This is a genomic window from Paenibacillus sp. 23TSA30-6 (assembly GCF_014858585.1).
In the GTDB taxonomy this organism is placed as follows: Bacteria; Bacillota; Bacilli; order Paenibacillales; family Paenibacillaceae; genus Paenibacillus.
Genome location: NZ_SLTL01000003.1, coordinates 199,945 through 217,384 on the forward strand (window position 1 = coordinate 199,945; position 17,440 = coordinate 217,384).

A 17,440-nucleotide genomic window follows, 5' to 3' on the forward strand; every position below is an offset into this window, starting at 1 on the left:
CTTTTTGGTTTAGGGGTAATCATAATACTGAATTATCTTCGCACTCCTTTGATCCATACGCCTTGCAGCTTCAAGTCTGCATCCAGTAACAGAACGTCTGCTTGTTTACCTGCTGCAAGCAAACCTGTCCGATGCGTAATGTTCAGGGACTTAGCCGGATTCAGGCTGGCTGTTTGTGATGCCTCGGGAATAGTCAGACCCACATGACGAACCAGATATCGGAAGCCTTCAATCATCGTCAGCGTGCTTCCTGCCAGAGTCACGCCATCCTCCAGCCGTGCCACACTGCCCTGCACGATTACTGGTAAATCGCCGAGTGTGTAATGTCCGTCCTCCAGCCCGGTGGCAGACATAGCATCGGTGATGAGAATAAGATTGTGCTCCCGTTTCAGCTTGGCGAGCAGGGAGACCGCTGCCGGATGAACGTGGATACCGTCCGCAATAACTTCCGCTTCAATGCGCGGATCAGCAAGCACAGCTCCGGCGGCTCCCGGCTTGCGGTGATGCAGCGGAGTCATGGCATTGAACGCATGCACCGCATGGTTCAGGCCCGCCGCCGCTGCGCGTTCCACTTCTTCATACGTGGCATCCGTATGACCGAGAGCCGCAGTAATGTTATGGCTGCGCAGCCATGCAATCAGCTCCAGTGCGCCTTCCCGTTCGGGCGCAAGCGTCAACTGGCGGACAAGGCCCGGATAGCGCTGCTCCCATTCCTTCGCCCAGGCCAGATTAGGTGGTTGAATGTGCTCCGGGTTTTGCGCTCCCGGCCAGTATGGGCTAATGAACGGCCCTTCCAAATGTACGCCCTCCAGTTGTGCATAGGGCATAGGCTGCGCCATGTAGGCGTGAACCTCACTTAGCACCCGGTCGATTCGATCCTTGGGTGCGGTCATCGTAGTAGCCAGCATTGCGGTCGTTCCTTGGGAGCCGTGAAAAGAGGTAATCGTATCCAGCACCTGCGGATTGGCGTCCATAAAGTCCTCGCCGTTACCCCCGTGAACATGAATATCTATGAAGCCCGGCAGCAGATAGCCACCTTCCAATCGCACGATGTTTGCCCCCACCGCTGCACCATCACTCTTATTTTGCACTGCTGCTGCAACTAGATCAGCAGGCAAATCATCCTCTGCACCAGCATATACGATGGATTGCCCCTCTATGGCGACAACCCCTTTTTCAATCATGTGATTCCCTATAACGACTTGTCCATACAACAGTTGGGTTAAATCACCATTCGTTTCATCCGAGTTCAATTCAACCAGCCTCCCGCTTCCTGATCCAGTAAAATCAGCACGTTGGGATGACATTGCAGCAGAGAAGCCGGGCATTCTGTGGTTACAGGTCCGGTGAAAGCTTGCTTTACAATGTCTGCCTTATCCGCGCCAAAAGCGACCAGTACAATTTGCTTCGCCTTCAGAATCGTGCCAACCCCCATCGTGACTGCTTGCTTGGGTACAGTTTCTATATTACCAAAAAATCGGGCATTCGCTGTGCGTGTTCTCTCTTCCAAATCCACCACATGTGTGACTCCCGTCAGGCTGTGCCCAGGTTCATTAAAGCCGATATGACCGTTGTGACCAATGCCGAGCAATTGGAGATCGACGGGTCCATGATCCAGAATTGCCTGCTCGTGGGCCGCACATTCTGCTGCCAGATCGGACGCATTACCGTCAGGTACGCGCGTATGGGCAAGAGGAATGTCGATGTGCTGAAACAAGTGCTCATTCATAAAGCTGCGGTAGCTCTGCGGATGTTCCGGGGGAAGACCAACGTATTCATCGAGATTCACGGAGTAGGCTCGTGCAAAGCTCACCTGGCCCTTACGGTACATTTCTGCAAGGTGACGGTAAATGCCGATGGGTGTACTTCCGGTAGCGAGCCCAAGCATGGCCTGAGGCTTGTTCAGCAGTAAACTGGCGATCACAGCGGCAGCGGTAGCATTCAGGTCTTCACGGCTGTTCAAAATACGTATGTTCATCTTTAGTGGCCCCCTGGTTGTTTTTTGAGCTTGCTTACTTGTTGATACGAACCTTCCAGTCTCGGAATATATTTGTCAAAATCCGCGCTGACCATACCTGTAAACAGGATATCTATGATATGAAGCTGGGCAATGCGGGACGCCATATCTCCACGCCGCATCCCTTCTTCCAGCGAGGAGGAAAACAGCGCAATATCCGCAATACCCGCCAGCGTGTTATTTCCGAAGGAGGTCAGGGACAATGTTTTGGCCCCCTGTTCCTGTGCGCAGCGCAGAGCCGCGATGGTTTCCTGGGTTTCCCCCGAATAGGAGACGGCAAAGGCGACATCTCCCGGCCCGAGCGAGGAGGCAGAGGTAATCTGCATGTGCGAATCCGCGAAGGCGGTACTATTTTTTCCAATACGAATGAGCTTCTGATAAAAATCCTGCGCCACAATCGAGGAGGTTGCCATACCGTACAGATCAATGCGACTTGTGGCGGACAGCCATGCAATCGCCTGCTCCAGTTTGCCAAAATCCAGCAGTCGGGTCGTATCCGCAATGGATGCGGTATGATTCGCCTCAATAGCTTCCACAATTCGAGAGAGCGAATTTCCGGCGACGATGTCCTGATAGGAGGTTTCACCGTCACTGTTCGAACGGGGCAGCTCGGCGGCCAGCTTCATTTTGAAATCCGGATAGCCTTTAAAATGCAGTGATTTGCAAAACCGTGTAACGGTCGCTGGACTCACGCCACAACGCTCCGACAGCTCCCGAATGCCCAGATGCAGCACCTCTCCCGGAGCTTGAAGAATGGATTCCGCCAGCTTGCGCTCTTGCACGGGAAGCTGCTCCAGTCTGTGGGTTAAGGTATGAAGAATGGGGGACATGAGTTGCGCTCCTTTGGCTGTAGAGTATTTTATATGAAAATAAATATCGTAAAAATAAACATAAAAAAGAAAATTATTTTCATATCTATTGTAAAATAATCCTGTCGCACTTGCAAGCAGTTGGAGGCAAGATGTGAGCAAGTTTTACGAAAAAGATAGCGAAAATTGTCGAAATCATCATACATTAATTTACATATTGCGAGATATATTTACAAAACAACCTATTGACTTGTCTCTTAAATGGAGGAGTATAATTGAATAAAGTTCCAGTGTAGGAATTTTTCGAGGAGCTTTGCAGATGGCATGGTCGGGCGGAACGAATAGGATCATTCACAAGGAGGAGTTTGCTATGCAAAGCCAAGTGATTGAAATGATCAGCGCGGTCAAAGAAGATCCTGAGCTGGTCGGTAAGCTGGATGGACATTCGGACATTATTCATGATGCAGGACTGGATTCGTTGCAGTTGGTTCATTTCATGCTGCAAGTGGAGGATGCGTTTGACGTGGAAATTGATTTTGATTCCTTTGAGCTAGAGCATTTGAGCTCGGTAGATGCGTTTTGCAGCTACATTCAGGGGATTAGCGATGCGGAAAAAGCGCCGCACCCGGAGGGAATGGAGACGGTCTGACGTACAGCTTGGTACATGTGCCTGAAAATCCATTAAACGAGGTGTTAGCATGCAGCCCAAAAGCAATGTGCTGATTGATGAGAAAGCGTTCAAGCTCATTAAGCGCAACCTGAAAAACGCTTCTGTATCTTACCGTAACGCAACACAGGACCCTACCTTCAAAACGGACATGCCCCAGACGATCGGCATTAAGCTGACCAACCGCTGCAACCTGAGATGTACGCACTGCTTTGAATGGAACGAGGAAGGCTATCATCATCAAATGGACAAAGAAGAGCAAAACATGGATCTTGCCCCGGATATGCTTCGGCAAATTTTGAGCGAAACGAAGGAGGCCAAGTCCCGGCTGTATATGTGGGGCGGAGAGCCGATGTTTCATCGGCGTTTTGACGAAATTTTGGACGTGCTGGCCGAAGATCGGCGCGAAATGACCTTTTGTACCAATGGACTACTCATTGATAAATATTTGGACCGGATTTTGGATTTATCTGAAAATCTGGAGCTGTTAATAGCGATCGAAGGCTTTGAAAGAGAACATGATCTGATTCGCGGTAAAGGCACCTTTCAAAAAACGATGCGGCAGATGGATAAGCTGATTGAACTGCGTGACCAGGGATTGTACAAGGGACGGGTGACCGTCCATGCCGTCATTAACGATAACATGATCGGACGGATGTACGAGTTTCTGCAAATGCTGGAGGACAAGAGGCTGGATCTGGTGCTGTTGACGTTCCCCTGGTACATTTCCAAAGAAACCTCCCTCAAAATGGATGAATATTTTACACGTAACTTCTCTTGGCTCCGACAACTGGAGGAAAAAAATATTAGTAGCTGGCATGCTTTCAAATATAAAATCAACCCGGATAATATCGACCCTCTTATGCAGGAGCTACAGCGGATTAATGAGCGGGTGTGGAACATTCGCGTGCGCTATCAGCCCGGTCTGGACTATGAGGAGATCGACAAATTTATACATGGTGAGGAAATGGTCAGCCGTTGCTCCAATCATTGCTTGGCACTCACTTCCAGAACGGATATTTTGCCGGATGGAAAGGTGATGCCTTGCAAATTTTTTAGTGAATTTACGATTGGAAGCTTGCGTGACCACAGCCTGAAGGAAATCTGGAATTCGGATGCGTATGAGAAAACACGCCAAACGATTAATCACGAAGGATTAACGCCGGTGTGCTCCAAATGCAGCGTATTGTATCTGCACGGAGCTGGCTCCCTGAAATATATTTAGTTTTCGATCGCAGTTGTTTCTTACTGGATGGAAGAGAGGGATGACAGGACGTGACGACTAAAACCATTAACCTTGTGGAAGCGCTTGCCCATGAACGCGATCATGGAGTCCTGATTTGGCTGTTTAATATTGGCGCAGAGCAGGTATGGCATCCGTCCCCCCGTAAGGGGGGGATGGTAGATCGTGATGAACAGCAGGTGGTAAATCGGATGGAGGAAATGAATCTTCTGTTGTGCCGAAGTCAGGATGTGATCGTGCTGCGAGAACAGCCGGATCAGGCTTTTCTGGACATGCTTCAGCGATTGGGCTTTAGCCTGCCGCGTATTGAGGTGCCGGAGCCTTCTGATCCATTAACGCCGATTTCGGAGCTGGTGCTGGCGGACGAGGCACTTTTGGCACGGCTGCGTGTGGTTGGGGAAGCAGGCCACGGTAGTAACGGAGCCAAAGCGTGGCTTGTTCCATATGCGGTTACCCCGCAGGAGGAAGCGATTGCGGAGCACTGTGGACTGGAGCTGATCGGGGCTCCGTCCTCAGTCAGCGCCCGGGTGAATGATAAAATATTCAGCCGCCTGACCGCGCAAAAGCTTGGTTTTGCCGTCAGCGAGGGGGCTGTATGTGCAGATGAAGCGGCGATCCGCAGGGAGTGTGGCAGACTGGCCGACTTGTCGGACGGGCCTGTGAAGCTGATCATTAAGCAGCCGCATGGCGCATCGGGACAAGGCATGTATATGCTGGACGAGCTGTCCAAACTGGATACGCTGTTGAGTGTGATGAAACGCTTTGGCGGCTCATCGCCTTCTTCTGGAGGCTGGCTGGTGGAGCGCTGGCATAACAAGCAGATGGATCTGAACTACCAGCTCTGTATTGACGAGGGCGGCGGGGTGACGATGTTTTCACTGAAAAGGCAAAATGTGGACGGCACGGTATACACCGGGTCCCGCGTTCCGGCTGAGCTTGGTGATGCGCTGGAGGAAGAAGTGAGACGCTGTGCCTGCCAGTTGGGAACGTATCTGTATTCTATCGGTTATACGGGCATGGCTTCCATTGACGGTTTTGTTGATGAAGGAGGATTGCTGGTTCCGGTGATCGAGATTAACGGCAGATTTACCTTGTCTACCTATATTTCGTTCCTGTCTTCGGTCTTGGGAGAGCAGCATAAAACGCTGTCCCGCTACTACCGCAACATTACCACCACACCGCTGACCTACAGCCGCTTGTGTGGCTTGCTGGCAGAGGAAGGCTTGCTCTACACGCCCGAACGCCCCGAAGGGGTGTTTGTTTATACGGCAGGCACGTTGTCCGGTACTCCGGTGAAGCGGGGCTATGTGAATCGGATTTTCACGCTTATTATGGCAGATAGTTGGCAGGAAGCCGAAGCCTATGCGCACAGGCTGGAAGGTGTCATTGCGGGATTGGCAAGCTCATAAATCGGGAGGAATTTAGGATGAAAACAGATGTGTACCATGTAGTACCCTTGCTGGAAAAGGTATTGAAGCTGGCTCCGGGAGAGCTGGAACAGTTGACTCCGGAGCAGGATTTGCGAACCTTGGGGTTGAATTCCCTATCCGCTGTTGAATTGATTGTAGAGCTGGAAAATGAGCTGGATATTACGATGGAGGACGACGATCTGGTGCTGGAGCATCTTTCTACACTTCAAGGCATTGAACGTCTGCTGGGCAAATATGCATAAGGGGGCGGCAGAGATCAGACCTGTGCAGGCATCGGGCATGAAGAACGTTCATGACTCCGTTGACGATTACGCTGCTGAAGAAATTATAGATGCTCCTCCAGGCAAGCACTGTGTATATTCATCCCTGCGCACCTCGCTGCGGCGGTATGGCGTGAACATGGCGGAATCCGAGCTGTTCATGCTGTGCGGCAGTATGTGCGCGGAATATAGCGGAGATTTGAAGCGCTTCGGTCCCGAGAAATATCCGGAGCAGCTTCAGGAAATGGCAGCCAGTGGCGGTCCGGTGATTCGGGTGGAGCCGTGGATTGTTGGTGTAAGCGATGAAACCGACCTGCTGCGGGCGCTGACATCAGGCTACGGTACGATGCTGCACACATCGAGTACCTCTTTAACCTACCACGATGTGTATGTGAAAAATTACCCAAGGGGCCATGTCATTGAGCTGTCTGGACTGGACTTGCAGGAGCGAACAGCACAGGTAAATGACAGCTTCCTGCTGGATTCTTCGGGCCATGCCATGACTTATGTCGGTTCGGCCCGGCTCGACGATCTGATGCAGGGCATAATTGAATATGCCTGGGTGGTGGAACAGCCCGCGCCCCTTTCGCCAGGCGAACTGCATGCGGCGTGTGCATACCATATTCGTCAATATGTGACTGGACATGAAGCGGTCTGGAGAGGTGTACCTTCGTCCTATGACCCGGGAAATAACCCCGGAAATGTCGCAGTTGGCAAACAGGTCAAGCGCGGAGATGAGGGCTATCGGGCCTTTGTCGAGGATTTCCGCCTGCTGACAGACATGGAGGATGCGGACTTCCGTACGTACTGCCATGAAATCTATTACAATCTGCGTTTGGGCAGCGCACTTCATCTGACCGATTACACGGCGGATTATTGCATGCTGCATGAAGCCACATTGGGACCGCGGGCGCAGCATGTGATGGAATTGGCGCAGTCATTGCATGCGGAGTGGCATAAGCTCAACCTGCATATCTACAAAACAGGTCTTCAACTGCGCAAGCATCGGATGCCTGACATTACCGAACGCGCCCTCAGCTTGATTGACAAACAGCGGCATATGCTGGAGGAATTGATGTTTTTAGCCGAGCAGGCAGCCGAGTAGTTCAGGCAAGCCAGATATGTAAATCGTATCAGGTAAACCGCTCAGGCCAGTTGTATCACGAATACTCAACAAGGTGTCACGGACAGATGAAAGAGGAGGGAGAATTGAATGCCGTCCATTACATTGAATCAATTGTCGAAAACGTTTACGTACTATAAAAAGGAGCCGGGCGTGCGCAAATCATTACAAAACCTGTTCAGGCGGGAAAAGCTGACCAAGGAGGCCGTGCGAGATGTCAGCTTCACCATTGAGGAAGGGGAAATCGTCGGATTTCTTGGCCCGAACGGGGCGGGCAAAACAACGACGCTCAAAATGCTGTCCGGCATTCTCCATCCCACTGACGGGGAGGCATCGATACTCGGCTTTACCCCGTGGAAGCGACAAAAAGAGTTTAAACGTCAGTTTTCCATCGTGATGGGACAGAAAAACCAGCTTTGGTGGGATTTGCCCGCCAGCGAGTCATTCGAGCTGAACAAGCTTATTTACGAAATAGATGAAAGTCGTTACAAGGAGGCGCTGGACGAGCTGGTTACCCTGCTTGGGGTGGAGGAACAGCTTCATGTTCAGGTTCGGCGCTTATCTCTCGGCGAGCGTATGAAAATGGAGCTAATTGCCGCGCTCCTGCATCGTCCACGGGTCATTTTGCTGGACGAGCCGACCATTGGACTGGATCTGGTTTCCCAAAGGCGGATTCGCGAGTTTTTCAAAGCCTATAACCGCACACACCGGACGACCATCCTGCTGACAAGCCACTACATGAAGGACATTGAGGATTTATGCAGCAGATCCATCATTATCAGCGGGGGCAGACTGGTGTATGACGGAGACTTGCACAAGGTGAATGAGGTCATCGGTGCTCGTAAATTGCTCAAGGTTCGACTGGAGACCCCTGTGTCTAACCTGACGTTGGCGGGACTTGGCAAGCTGCGCTCCAACTCGGAGCTGGAGGCGGTATTTGAGCTGGATGCAGAAGATACTCTAACCTGGTCCAAAAAGATTTTGGATGCGTTGCCTGTCGTTGATTTTACGATTGAGGACGTCCCGTTGGAAGAGGGGATAGCCAATTTGTACGATGGAGGCAGGCTAGCCGATGCGAAATAATAAATATATGAAGGTGCTCCAGCTTGGCATGCAAAACGAAATGGAATACCGGGCCAATTACTGGCTCCAGATGGCGGGATTTATGTTGCCGATCATGACACAAATTTTTCTCTGGCTCGCGGTATTCGGCTCTTCGGGACAAGCAAGGGTGCTGGGCTACTCTTTGTCGGAAATGCTGGTGTATGTAGTCATGGCAGGGGTAACCGGGAAGCTGATCGCCACGGGGTTTGAATACGAAATTGCTACAGACATCAAGGAAGGCGGACTGGCCAAATTCATGGTGCAGCCTGTACATTATTTTGCTTACCGTTTTTGTCGGTTTATTGGAGGCAAGGCGATACAGTCCGCAGTAGTGCTGCTGGCGGCTGCGATTCTACTGCTGTGCCTTAGCCTGGAAGGACAAATCAGCTTCGGGCTGTCGTATATTCTGCTTTACATATTGGCGTTGCCGGGGGCGCTGGTGCTCAATTTTGTGGTCTATTACGCGCTGAGCGGCATAGCCTTTTGGGTGACGGAATCGGCGGGACTGTTCTACACGCTGTCGCTCGTCATTTATGTAGCTAGTGGCACGGTGTTTCCGTTGACGATTTTTGGAGACGTTTTGGCCCGCATGTTCAGTTTGCTACCGTTCAGCTACACCGTATTTTTTCCGGTGAATGCATTAACGGGCAAGCTGACCATGCTGGAAGCCGCTGAAGGCATTGGCGTGCAATGGCTCTGGATTGTAGTGCTGGCGGCCGTATCGCGCCGGGTGTGGCAAGCCGGGGTCAAACGCTTTGTCTCGGTAGGAGGTTAACATGAAAAATGTTTACCGAAACGTTGGACGTTACATTCGGCTGTACTGGAAGTTCATCCAGTTTTCCGTCATGTCGCAGATGGAATACCGCATTAATTTCATTACTGCCTTTCTGGTTGAAGCCGCTTATTTGCTCATCAAACTGCTGTACGCCTCGGTTCCGTACCGGGCCGGAACGGATATTAATGGCTGGTCTCCTGACGCGGTGCTGTTATATATCGGCGTATTTACGATGATGAGCGGCTTTTACAGCGGCTTGTTTTACAGCAATTTTACAAGTCTGCCCGATAAAATCCGTACCGGTTCACTGGACGTGCTTATGACCAAGCCGGTGTCCCTGCAATTTATGGTGACGCTGCGGCAATTTGAGCTGGGCTACACCGTTCCGAACGTAGTCGGCGGCGGAATCATGACGGGCATTGGCTGGTATCGGCTCGGTCTGCCGTTCAACATTGAGACGGTCGGTGGCTTTTCTGTGCTGCTCGGTTGCGGAGTGTTGACGGCCTATTCCGTGTTTTTGCTGCCCCAGTTGCTGGCTTTCTGGATCATCCGCACGAACGGGGTGACGGAGCTGTCCAATAGCATTTTCGAGACGAACTATGTGCCGATGGCGGTGTATAGCAACCTGATCCAGCGTATCGGCTTGTTTGTGCTTCCGGTGTTTGTGATTTGTAATTTTCCACCGATGTTTATTCTGGGCAAAATGGAACCCGGCTTGATCATATGGGCATTCCTCGCTCCGATCTGGCTACTGGCGGTGATCCGCTTTATATGGCAGTTTGCCTTGCGTGATTATACGAGTGCAAGCCAGTAGCGCTACCGTACTAGCAGGCTAATTACGAAGCAGGAAAGGAAGCGAATCATATGAATGCGATACCGAACCAGCGTCATTTGTATATGGGAACGTTCGAAGCGGAGGTGTACTGGCGGGATGCCCAGTTAGCTTCCCTGCCCGCCATTCCTGACCGTGCTTCTTCTGCGATTGTGGCGGCAATGGATGAGCTGCTGTTCAGCTTTTGCCAGCCGGGAGACGCGTTGTTGACCCGCTATGCTATTTCGCCTGTGCATCGTCAGTATATCGCGCAGTTGGGCTTTCGCCCGGCTGTAAATGAACGGGATTTGACTGACGGAACGGAGCAGGCGGGGAATGTGTCGGTGGCTTCCGTTTTTGAACTGTTGGGCAGTCGCAAGGCCGATACCAGTACGGGTTTTCCACAACTGGAGGGATGTGTGCTTAGCCCGTTTGCGGGTTTACCTCATGTGGAGGAGGCCGCACGCGCTTGGGGTATTACGCTGCATCAGCCGCCGCTGGAAACGATCCGCAAGGTGAATGCCAAAACCTATTCTTCCGATTTAAAACGCAGTCTCGGTCTGCGTCATCCCGGTTATATTGTGACTTCGTTTGCGGATGTAGCTGAGGCGGGACGCAAGCTACTGCGGGATGGAAGCTTTTTAATCAAGGATGATTTTGGTGTATCGGGCAAAGGAAACCTGCACATTACCTCAACGCAGATGCTGGACCGGATTGTATCGTATTTACGTGGGCAGGAACGAAAAGGCAAACGGGTACTGTTCCTTCTGGAGCCTTTCTTGGAGAAGGAGCAGGATTTTTCATGCCAATTTATGATTGGTGATAACGGAAGTGTCGATATTCTGTCTGTGCAATGGCTGGCTAACACCCAATTTGCCTATCGGGAATCGTTGTCGCCGGATAAGGCTTTTATGGAGCGGCTGGAGCGCGAGGGCTATTTTCGCTTAATGCAGGATGTAGGGAAACAGCTGTATCAGGACGGTTATTACGGCGACGTCTGCATTGACTCGATGACACTCCGTGGCGGGAAGCTGGAGCCTATTATCGAAATTAACGCCCGTAAATCCATGAGTCTGATCAAGCACCAATTGGACACCTTTTTGGCTGGAAAAAATATGCGCGGCACGCTGACGAATTATTCACTGTCCCATGATGGCAGTCTGTCCTATGAAGAATTGCTGGAAGGGCTGGAATGTGAAGGACTGTTGTTCACAGGTGAAAGTGAAGAAGGCGTGATGCCGCTGGGCGCCAATACGCTGTATGTGAACACGGGTGGACGAGATGGCGAAAAAAGGAATACAGGTCATAAAAGCACCCCAAGCAGAAAAACAACGGAGCGCGGGGGCAGATCGTCTGCCAAGCAGGTTCGCGTTAGCGGCATTGGCAGTGGCAGTGGTGACAGCCTAACTGTGTCTGGCGGGTCGGAGGGCCTAGCTGATTTTCAAGGTAAAGAAGAGGCGACTGGAAGTGAGCGGACGCGAGGGAAAGGTCGTCTTTATTTGGAACTAGTTGCCGCGGGTGAAGAGGAAAAAATGCGTCTGACTTCGAAACTGGAGCATTTTTTGGCGGAGCATCATTTTACAGTGCTGAATTAAACGGGAGGCGTATGAGCATGAGCGAGAGTATGCATCAGAGTATGAAGGTAACGATTTTGTGTTCCGGTTTCGGATTGGGCTTTTATACCCCCGGCTTGCTGATGCAAGCGGGTCTTCGCAGGCTGGGCGTGGAGACGGCGATTCATGTATTTGAAAATGTGCTGCCCGAGTCGGCTCGTCTCAAGGTGGACAAAAGCCGCAAAGCGTACCATGACAATTTCGCTGTAGCCTTAATGTCACAGAAGGTTCCGCAGGATATGCGTAATTCACTTGATCTCGCTGCCATGGAAGTGCTGCTGACCCGATGGATGGAGGAAGATCGGCGGCATTTTATATGCTTGTCCGGCCATTGGATGTATGTGCTGGAGGAGTATCGCAAGCGCAGGGAACCGGGATCGGTGCATGTGGACATTGTGTATATGGATTCCACGCCTTCTCCTTCGTGGAAAAATCTTGCCAAGCATAACCCGCATTTTGCCGATGGGTGTAGAGAAACGACATTTTTTGAAAATGACCAAAATAGAGTCAGCCACTATATTGATGTCCCGGCTGTGGAGCATGTTCCATTTGAAGCACGGCAATCCCGCTTATTTGTACATGGCGGCGGTTGGGGCATGGGGACGTACCGTGAAAAGGTCGGACGGCTGGAAGAGACGGGCTGGGAGCTGGATTTGCTGCTGTATGATCAGGATCAGCCGGATGAACAGCGGGACGGTATGCGTTATTTCCGAATGGACCCGCAGTGGAGAACATGGCAACGGAATGAAGCCGGGGAGCATACATTTCCGCCTTTCGGTGAGGTGCAGGCTGGCGAGGAGACGTTGTATGAGGTCGGGGCGGATTACCATGGCATGCTGGATCAGGCATGTCATGTCCAGGCCATTGTTAGCAAGCCTGGCGGGGGCAGTCTGACAGATTCGTTCGCTACAGCCACTCCACTCATTATGCTGGAGCCGTTCGGTGTACATGAGATGCATAATGCGGATCTGTGGGAACGGCTGAGACTGGGGATACGGTATGATACGTGGATGCAAATTTATGACGGCAGCGCTGAGATTCTGGAGGACATGCATCGGAGGATCGTGGAGTTGCGAAGTCAGACACCACGCTATGTGGAGGCATATGTGAGGAACGCTCAGGTGCGGACAAGCTCAATGGGATTGGAGAAAGGGTCATGAACGCCGCAGCAGCGGCGCAAGAGCCTGCAGTACGGGATATCCGCTTTGGCCTCATTGGCTGTTCAGCCATTGCACCTCGCGCGCTGCTGGAGCCAATTCGGCACGTTGCCGGGGCCCGTGTAACCGCGCTTGCGAACCGGACCGTTGCCAAGGCAGGAGATCTGGCGGACCGTTTCGGCGTTAGTGTCGTTTATCGGCATGCCAAGGATCTGTTGAGCGACCCGGAGATTGACGCCGTGTATATTGCGCTGAGCAATGATCTGCACGCCGAGTGGATCGGTAAAGCATTACAGGCTCACAAGCATGTGCTTGTAGAGAAGCCGTTATGTCTGAATCCGGCGGAGCTGGCTCCCCTGGAAGCGGCAGTCGGTCAGAGCAGCGCTCATCTGCTGGAAGGAGTCATGGTGCAGCACCATCCTTGGCAGCGCGAGCTGCGCAATATTGTGGATTCCGGTCGCTATGGCCGTTTGCGCTCCATAGCGACCAGCCTGTGCATTCCCGCAAAGGACGGGCATGCGGAGAATTACAGATCCCGACCCGAGCAGGGCGGGGGATGCTTTTGGGATTTGGGCGTGTATTGGCTCCAGTTTCTTCAGGCAGTCATTGGACTGGAACAGGTGGAATTTCGCAGTCAATCGGATTTCGATGGTCCCAACGGATGTGACTGGACATTTCGTGCACAGGCCCGTTATCTGGAGGGATTGGAGGCATCCGCCCTCTTTTCATTCGAGCGGCCATACCGCTGCGCTCATGTATTAACCTTTGATTCGGCGGTAGTTACTTTGCAGGACTGCTTTCGGGCGAATCTGGGCTTTTATAAAATAACGCTCAAGACGGAAATAACGAAGGATACAATGGCAGACTCCAAAATTAAAACCGTTTTCGAGCCGATGAACTATTACGTCAATCAGTTGGATGCGTTCTGCAACATCATCCGGCGAGTCGCGGAGCCGATTCCGTTCCACGAGGCCGCCGAGCGCGTCAGATTGCTGGCAGCTATTCATGAGGCCGCCCGTTCAGGCACGACAATCTATGCGGTATAGGAAAAAGAAGAAGGGGGGGAGATTCAGCAGATGGATAAAAAGGACGAAGCCTTGCTGAAACGCTTCGGTGAACATCCGACGCCATTTTACTACTACGATGGCGACGCGCTGCATGCTCATGTCAGCTCGCTGCTATCCCGTCTGCACCCGGCTGTGCGTGTGCATTACGCACTCAAGGCCAATGGGAACGTAGCCTTGGCGGGATTGCTTCGCACGTTAGGATGCGGCGTCGAAATCGCTTCGGCCGGGGAAATGTTCGTCGCGATGGAGGCCGGGTATGCCCCGGAAGACGTGCTGTACGCCGGGCCGGGAAAAACGGTAGCCGAACTGAGTGAGGCGGTAGCCTGTGGAATCGGCAGCATTCATGTCGAGTCGGTGCGGGAGCTGCGCTTGCTGGAGGATATTGCTGCCCGAGCAGGCTTGTTTGTCCGCGCTGCGGTTCGTGTGAATCCCGATAATGATTTGTCGGGATCGACGATCAAAATGGGCGGCGTTCCTCGTCCCTTTGGTGTGGACGAGGGGCAGTTGGATCACTTTTTTACGGTGCTGGAAGATTGTCCACATGTATATTTCCAGGGCATTCAGGTGTATACAGGTACGCAAATGCTGAAAGCGGATCAGATTTTAGCTTCATTTGCGAATACCCTTCAATTGGCAGAACGCATACAGGATCAGTATGGTGTTGCGATGCATACGGTAAATTTGGGCGGCGGGTTTGGTGTTCCTTATTTTACTCATGAGCAGCCGTTGGATATGGGACAAGTGATCGACGGACTGAACGCGATGGCAGAGCAGACTCGATCCCGTCTGCCAGGTGTTACGCTGATTATTGAAAGCGGCAGATATCTGGTTGCTCAGGCAGGTATGTACGTCTGTAGGGCATTGTACACCAAGGAATCCAAGGGCGAGAAGTTCGTCGTGGCTGATGGCGGTATGAATCATTATGCCTCGGCTGCTTTTCGAGGACGTCGGATTAGGGACAACTATCCGGTGCGAATTATGCGTGGGCAAGGGGAGGGACAGGAAGTGGCGATTCAGATGGGACAGGGGAAGGACATGCCTGTTCAAGAGGCTACTGCTGAGCTGAGATTAGGGGAGGCGGCAGACCGGATAGAAGAGTTTTTGCCGCAAGAAGCAACCGTGGATCTGGAAACCGTGAGCATTGTCGGACCGCTTTGTACACCCGAGGATTGTCTTGTGAAAAAAGCGCAGCTTCCTCCGATTCAGGAGGGTGATTATATTGTCATTCCGAATGCAGGAGCTTATGGACTAAGCTATAGTCCGGTGCATTTTCTGGGACATGCTACGCCGGCGGAGCTGCTGGATTTCCGCGGTGAGGTACACGTGATTCGCGAGCACGGTGACCGTACAGACTTGCTCCATCACCAGCGTATGATCCCTTTGCTGGAGGATATTTTCTGATCATAAAAGTCAGCACTCGCTTGTCGTGACTAAAAAAACGCCAAAACCGTCGGAGCCGATAGAGATCGGACCTGCGTTTTGGCGTTTTTTTTCGTTTTTTTGCATTATATGTGTTGTGGCTTGGACTTTATCGTTGCTTGGAGCTGCGCATTTCCTGACGTACAAGCTGCCACACCATGAAGATCAGCACAGCGACTTGTGGGATAAACGTTTCCCAAGTAGGATACATGCCCAGCCAGCTAATGGATGGCAGCGAAGAGGCCGTGTGCCCCGGAAGCTTGCCAGCCACTTGAAGTGAGTGAATACTTTCGCCCAGAAACCGGAATACGAGATAGTAAATCAGTACAGTGGCTGTCAGGAAAAAGGCGCGAATCGGCAATCGTACACTAAACTTGATGATCGCAAATGCCAGTACAACCAGTATGACAGTTGCCGAGCCAATACCAATCAGCAATTGAGAGGTTTCGATGGCAGGGGCCATACCGATATAAAAGATAGCCGTCTCGGCGCCTTCACGCAAAATCGCAAGTGCAGAAACTGCGAACAGCGACCACAGGCTACCACGCGCCAGCGCGCTGTCTACGCTGTTCTCGACAAAGCGGTTCCATGCGGCAGCATTGGATTTGGAATGTAGCCAGCTACCGACAGTCAGCATAAGCACGACCGCGATCAGTCCAGTCACACCCTCCAGCAGCTCACGCATGCTTCCCGATGCGGCGGCCGCGACCAGTGTGGTGAACAGCACTGCCAGGATTCCGCTCAGTACCAGCCCTGTTCCGGCACCGGCCCATATCCAGCGACCAGCCACAGCTTCGCCGCTTTTTTTGGCATACGCCAGCAGAGCCGCGAGCACGAGAATGGCTTCCAGCCCCTCACGCAGCAAAATCAGTGCCGCATCCCAAACGGTGTAGGAACGTTCTTCCGTCAACGGACGGAGTCTTTCCAGCATCTGATCAAGGGTTTGGATGGCTTTGACTGTGTTCGGTGGAGAAGACAGCAGATAACCGGAAGTCTCGGTCATTTCATTTTCAATCGCGGTATAGGACGCCGGATCGGAAATTTGCACATGTCCTTCCACCGAAGGCCACAGGGCGATGAACCGCCCTACCTTGTCAGCCGCTTGCTCAGGCTGATTGGCTACCGCATCCTGCCGTGCGGATTCGAGGAGCTTGACCGCATCACTTAGCGAAGCTACTGAACCATTAGCCGCGTTGTTTGCTCCAGCTTCTTGACCCGTATTCACCAACTTGCCTTGACTGTAATCCGACAACAAAGTCGTTAGCTCCTGCATTTCCTTGAGAGCCTGCTCTTGTCGTATTGGTTCGGCTTGCATGGAGATGCGAATTAGGCTGATTTTAGTTTCCAGCGCACTGTATACCGGAAAATTGTCCGAACGAATCGGTGTCTCCACCTGATACCATGCTTTTACGATCCGGTCGTAATCAGCGCGGGCCGCAGTCCAGTCGCCTTTTTGCATGGCAGCCAGACTGCCCTTCGCCATGGGGAGCAGCTTTTCCGCTGCTTTGGCTCCAGCCGGGGCGGGTTTGCCGCCTTCCGCAGCAGTCACAAATTCGTTGACCGAACGAGCTAGCACGGACAGTGCAGCTTTTGCTGGTTCTCCGCCGCCGCTGGCAAGCGCCTGCTCTGCATCCGCGAGAGCCTTGTCCACCGCTCTGATATGGGCTGCATCACCACCGTTTGTTTTGGCAGCTTCCCACAGCGTACGGAATTCTTTGACGTCCCTGGAGGCTTCCGTCCATTGGGATTGTCCCGCCTCCACCAGTGCACCACCCACCACAGGCATGAGCTGATCATTGGAAACAGCTTTGGCATCTGTTTGTGCGAAAGCGACCGACCCGGAGCCGGATATGAACGGAGTTGCTGTCAGCAGCAGAGACACCAGCAGAAACACCCATCCCAAGCTTTTATTGCGCCGATTCATATAAATCCCCTTCCTGGCCTG

General features: G+C 52.3%; 16 protein-coding genes. 12 read left to right on the forward strand and 4 right to left on the reverse strand.

Annotation, left to right across the window (positions count from 1 at the left end):
* Nucleotides 1-32: 32 nt before the first annotated feature.
* From nagA to E0698_RS04190, 3 genes are read right to left on the reverse strand one after another with little or no spacing between them, the layout of a single operon-like run.
* Nucleotides 33-1,253 (reverse strand): N-acetylglucosamine-6-phosphate deacetylase, encoded by a 1,221-nt coding sequence (gene nagA / locus E0698_RS04180; protein WP_192510708.1) that lies wholly within the window; start codon nucleotides 1,251-1,253, stop codon nucleotides 33-35.
* Complete coding sequence (gene nagB / locus E0698_RS04185) at nucleotides 1,250-1,978, reverse strand: glucosamine-6-phosphate deaminase (protein WP_192510709.1); 729 nt, start codon at nucleotides 1,976-1,978, stop codon at nucleotides 1,250-1,252. Before nagB ends, nagA begins: the two co-directional genes overlap by 4 nt.
* Before the next feature lie 2 nt (nucleotides 1,979-1,980).
* The gene (locus tag E0698_RS04190; protein WP_192510710.1) at nucleotides 1,981-2,847 is read right to left on the reverse strand and encodes a MurR/RpiR family transcriptional regulator; all 867 of its coding nucleotides are present in this window, start codon (nucleotides 2,845-2,847) and stop codon (nucleotides 1,981-1,983) included.
* Nucleotides 2,848-3,196: 349 nt separating this feature from the next.
* On the opposite strand from E0698_RS04190, the gene E0698_RS04195 reads away from it, so the two are divergent.
* The 12 genes from E0698_RS04195 to E0698_RS04250 all read left to right on the forward strand — a co-directional run bounded on the left by E0698_RS04195 (nucleotide 3,197) and on the right by E0698_RS04250 (nucleotide 15,477).
* The gene (locus E0698_RS04195; protein WP_014277736.1) at nucleotides 3,197-3,475 is read left to right on the forward strand and encodes a phosphopantetheine-binding protein; all 279 of its coding nucleotides are present in this window, start codon (nucleotides 3,197-3,199) and stop codon (nucleotides 3,473-3,475) included.
* Nucleotides 3,476-3,524: 49 nt separating this feature from the next.
* Entirely contained in the window at nucleotides 3,525-4,718 is a 1,194-nt protein-coding gene (locus tag E0698_RS04200) for a radical SAM/SPASM domain-containing protein (RefSeq protein WP_192510711.1), read from the forward strand.
* A 50-nt stretch (nucleotides 4,719-4,768) separates the two neighbouring features.
* On the forward strand, nucleotides 4,769-6,145 hold the full coding sequence (locus E0698_RS04205) for a peptide ligase PGM1-related protein (RefSeq protein ID WP_192510712.1): 1,377 nt from the start codon (nucleotides 4,769-4,771) through the stop codon (nucleotides 6,143-6,145).
* A 17-nt stretch (nucleotides 6,146-6,162) separates the two neighbouring features.
* Complete coding sequence (locus tag E0698_RS04210) at nucleotides 6,163-6,408, forward strand: acyl carrier protein (RefSeq protein ID WP_025682535.1); 246 nt, start codon at nucleotides 6,163-6,165, stop codon at nucleotides 6,406-6,408.
* Nucleotides 6,409-6,445: 37 nt separating this feature from the next.
* Nucleotides 6,446-7,531, forward strand: coding sequence for a hypothetical protein (locus E0698_RS04215; protein ID WP_238353848.1), 1,086 nt, complete (start codon nucleotides 6,446-6,448; stop codon nucleotides 7,529-7,531).
* A 108-nt stretch (nucleotides 7,532-7,639) separates the two neighbouring features.
* The gene (locus tag E0698_RS04220) at nucleotides 7,640-8,632 is read left to right on the forward strand and encodes an ABC transporter ATP-binding protein (protein ID WP_192510714.1); all 993 of its coding nucleotides are present in this window, start codon (nucleotides 7,640-7,642) and stop codon (nucleotides 8,630-8,632) included.
* Entirely contained in the window at nucleotides 8,622-9,428 is an 807-nt protein-coding gene (locus E0698_RS04225; protein ID WP_192510715.1) for an ABC transporter permease, read from the forward strand. The genes E0698_RS04220 and E0698_RS04225 overlap by 11 nt, the downstream gene beginning before the upstream one ends.
* A gap of 1 nt (nucleotide 9,429) precedes the next feature.
* The gene (locus E0698_RS04230; protein WP_192510716.1) at nucleotides 9,430-10,242 is read left to right on the forward strand and encodes an ABC transporter permease; all 813 of its coding nucleotides are present in this window, start codon (nucleotides 9,430-9,432) and stop codon (nucleotides 10,240-10,242) included.
* A gap of 50 nt (nucleotides 10,243-10,292) precedes the next feature.
* Nucleotides 10,293-11,834: a hypothetical protein gene (locus tag E0698_RS04235; protein WP_192510717.1), complete on the forward strand. Its 1,542-nt coding sequence runs from the start codon at nucleotides 10,293-10,295 to the stop codon at nucleotides 11,832-11,834.
* A 17-nt stretch (nucleotides 11,835-11,851) separates the two neighbouring features.
* Nucleotides 11,852-13,012, forward strand: a complete 1,161-nt coding sequence (locus E0698_RS04240; protein ID WP_192510718.1) for a UDP-glucuronosyltransferase — start codon at nucleotides 11,852-11,854, stop codon at nucleotides 13,010-13,012.
* Nucleotides 13,009-14,055 (forward strand): Gfo/Idh/MocA family protein, encoded by a 1,047-nt coding sequence (locus tag E0698_RS04245; RefSeq protein WP_192510719.1) that lies wholly within the window; start codon nucleotides 13,009-13,011, stop codon nucleotides 14,053-14,055. Before E0698_RS04240 ends, E0698_RS04245 begins: the two co-directional genes overlap by 4 nt.
* Nucleotides 14,056-14,085: 30 nt before the next feature.
* Complete coding sequence (locus E0698_RS04250; RefSeq protein ID WP_149094748.1) at nucleotides 14,086-15,477, forward strand: type III PLP-dependent enzyme; 1,392 nt, start codon at nucleotides 14,086-14,088, stop codon at nucleotides 15,475-15,477.
* Between the two features lie 127 nt (nucleotides 15,478-15,604).
* Here the strand turns inward: E0698_RS04250 and E0698_RS04255 are convergent, their stop codons facing one another.
* On the reverse strand, nucleotides 15,605-17,419 hold the full coding sequence (locus E0698_RS04255) for an FTR1 family iron permease (RefSeq protein ID WP_192510720.1): 1,815 nt from the start codon (nucleotides 17,417-17,419) through the stop codon (nucleotides 15,605-15,607).
* Nucleotides 17,420-17,440: the final 21 nt, after the last annotated feature.

Excerpts from the sequence above, each read along its gene's own strand:
- nagB (WP_192510709.1), bottom strand. The coding sequence starts at position 1,978 with ATGAACATACGTATTTTGAACAGCCGTGAAGACCTGAATGCTACCGCT.
- E0698_RS04190 (WP_192510710.1), bottom strand. The coding sequence starts at position 2,847 with ATGTCCCCCATTCTTCATACCTTAACCCACAGACTGGAGCAGCTTCCC.
- E0698_RS04195 (WP_014277736.1), top strand. The coding sequence starts at position 3,197 with ATGCAAAGCCAAGTGATTGAAATGATCAGCGCGGTCAAAGAAGATCCT.
- E0698_RS04200 (WP_192510711.1), top strand. The coding sequence starts at position 3,525 with ATGCAGCCCAAAAGCAATGTGCTGATTGATGAGAAAGCGTTCAAGCTC.
- E0698_RS04210 (WP_025682535.1), top strand. The coding sequence starts at position 6,163 with ATGAAAACAGATGTGTACCATGTAGTACCCTTGCTGGAAAAGGTATTG.
- E0698_RS04215 (WP_238353848.1), top strand. The coding sequence starts at position 6,446 with ATGAAGAACGTTCATGACTCCGTTGACGATTACGCTGCTGAAGAAATT.
- E0698_RS04220 (WP_192510714.1), top strand. The coding sequence starts at position 7,640 with ATGCCGTCCATTACATTGAATCAATTGTCGAAAACGTTTACGTACTAT.
- E0698_RS04225 (WP_192510715.1), top strand. The coding sequence starts at position 8,622 with ATGCGAAATAATAAATATATGAAGGTGCTCCAGCTTGGCATGCAAAAC.
- E0698_RS04230 (WP_192510716.1), top strand. The coding sequence starts at position 9,430 with ATGAAAAATGTTTACCGAAACGTTGGACGTTACATTCGGCTGTACTGG.
- E0698_RS04235 (WP_192510717.1), top strand. The coding sequence starts at position 10,293 with ATGAATGCGATACCGAACCAGCGTCATTTGTATATGGGAACGTTCGAA.
- E0698_RS04240 (WP_192510718.1), top strand. The coding sequence starts at position 11,852 with ATGAGCGAGAGTATGCATCAGAGTATGAAGGTAACGATTTTGTGTTCC.
- E0698_RS04245 (WP_192510719.1), top strand. The coding sequence starts at position 13,009 with ATGAACGCCGCAGCAGCGGCGCAAGAGCCTGCAGTACGGGATATCCGC.
- E0698_RS04250 (WP_149094748.1), top strand. The coding sequence starts at position 14,086 with ATGGATAAAAAGGACGAAGCCTTGCTGAAACGCTTCGGTGAACATCCG.
- E0698_RS04255 (WP_192510720.1), bottom strand. The coding sequence starts at position 17,419 with ATGAATCGGCGCAATAAAAGCTTGGGATGGGTGTTTCTGCTGGTGTCT.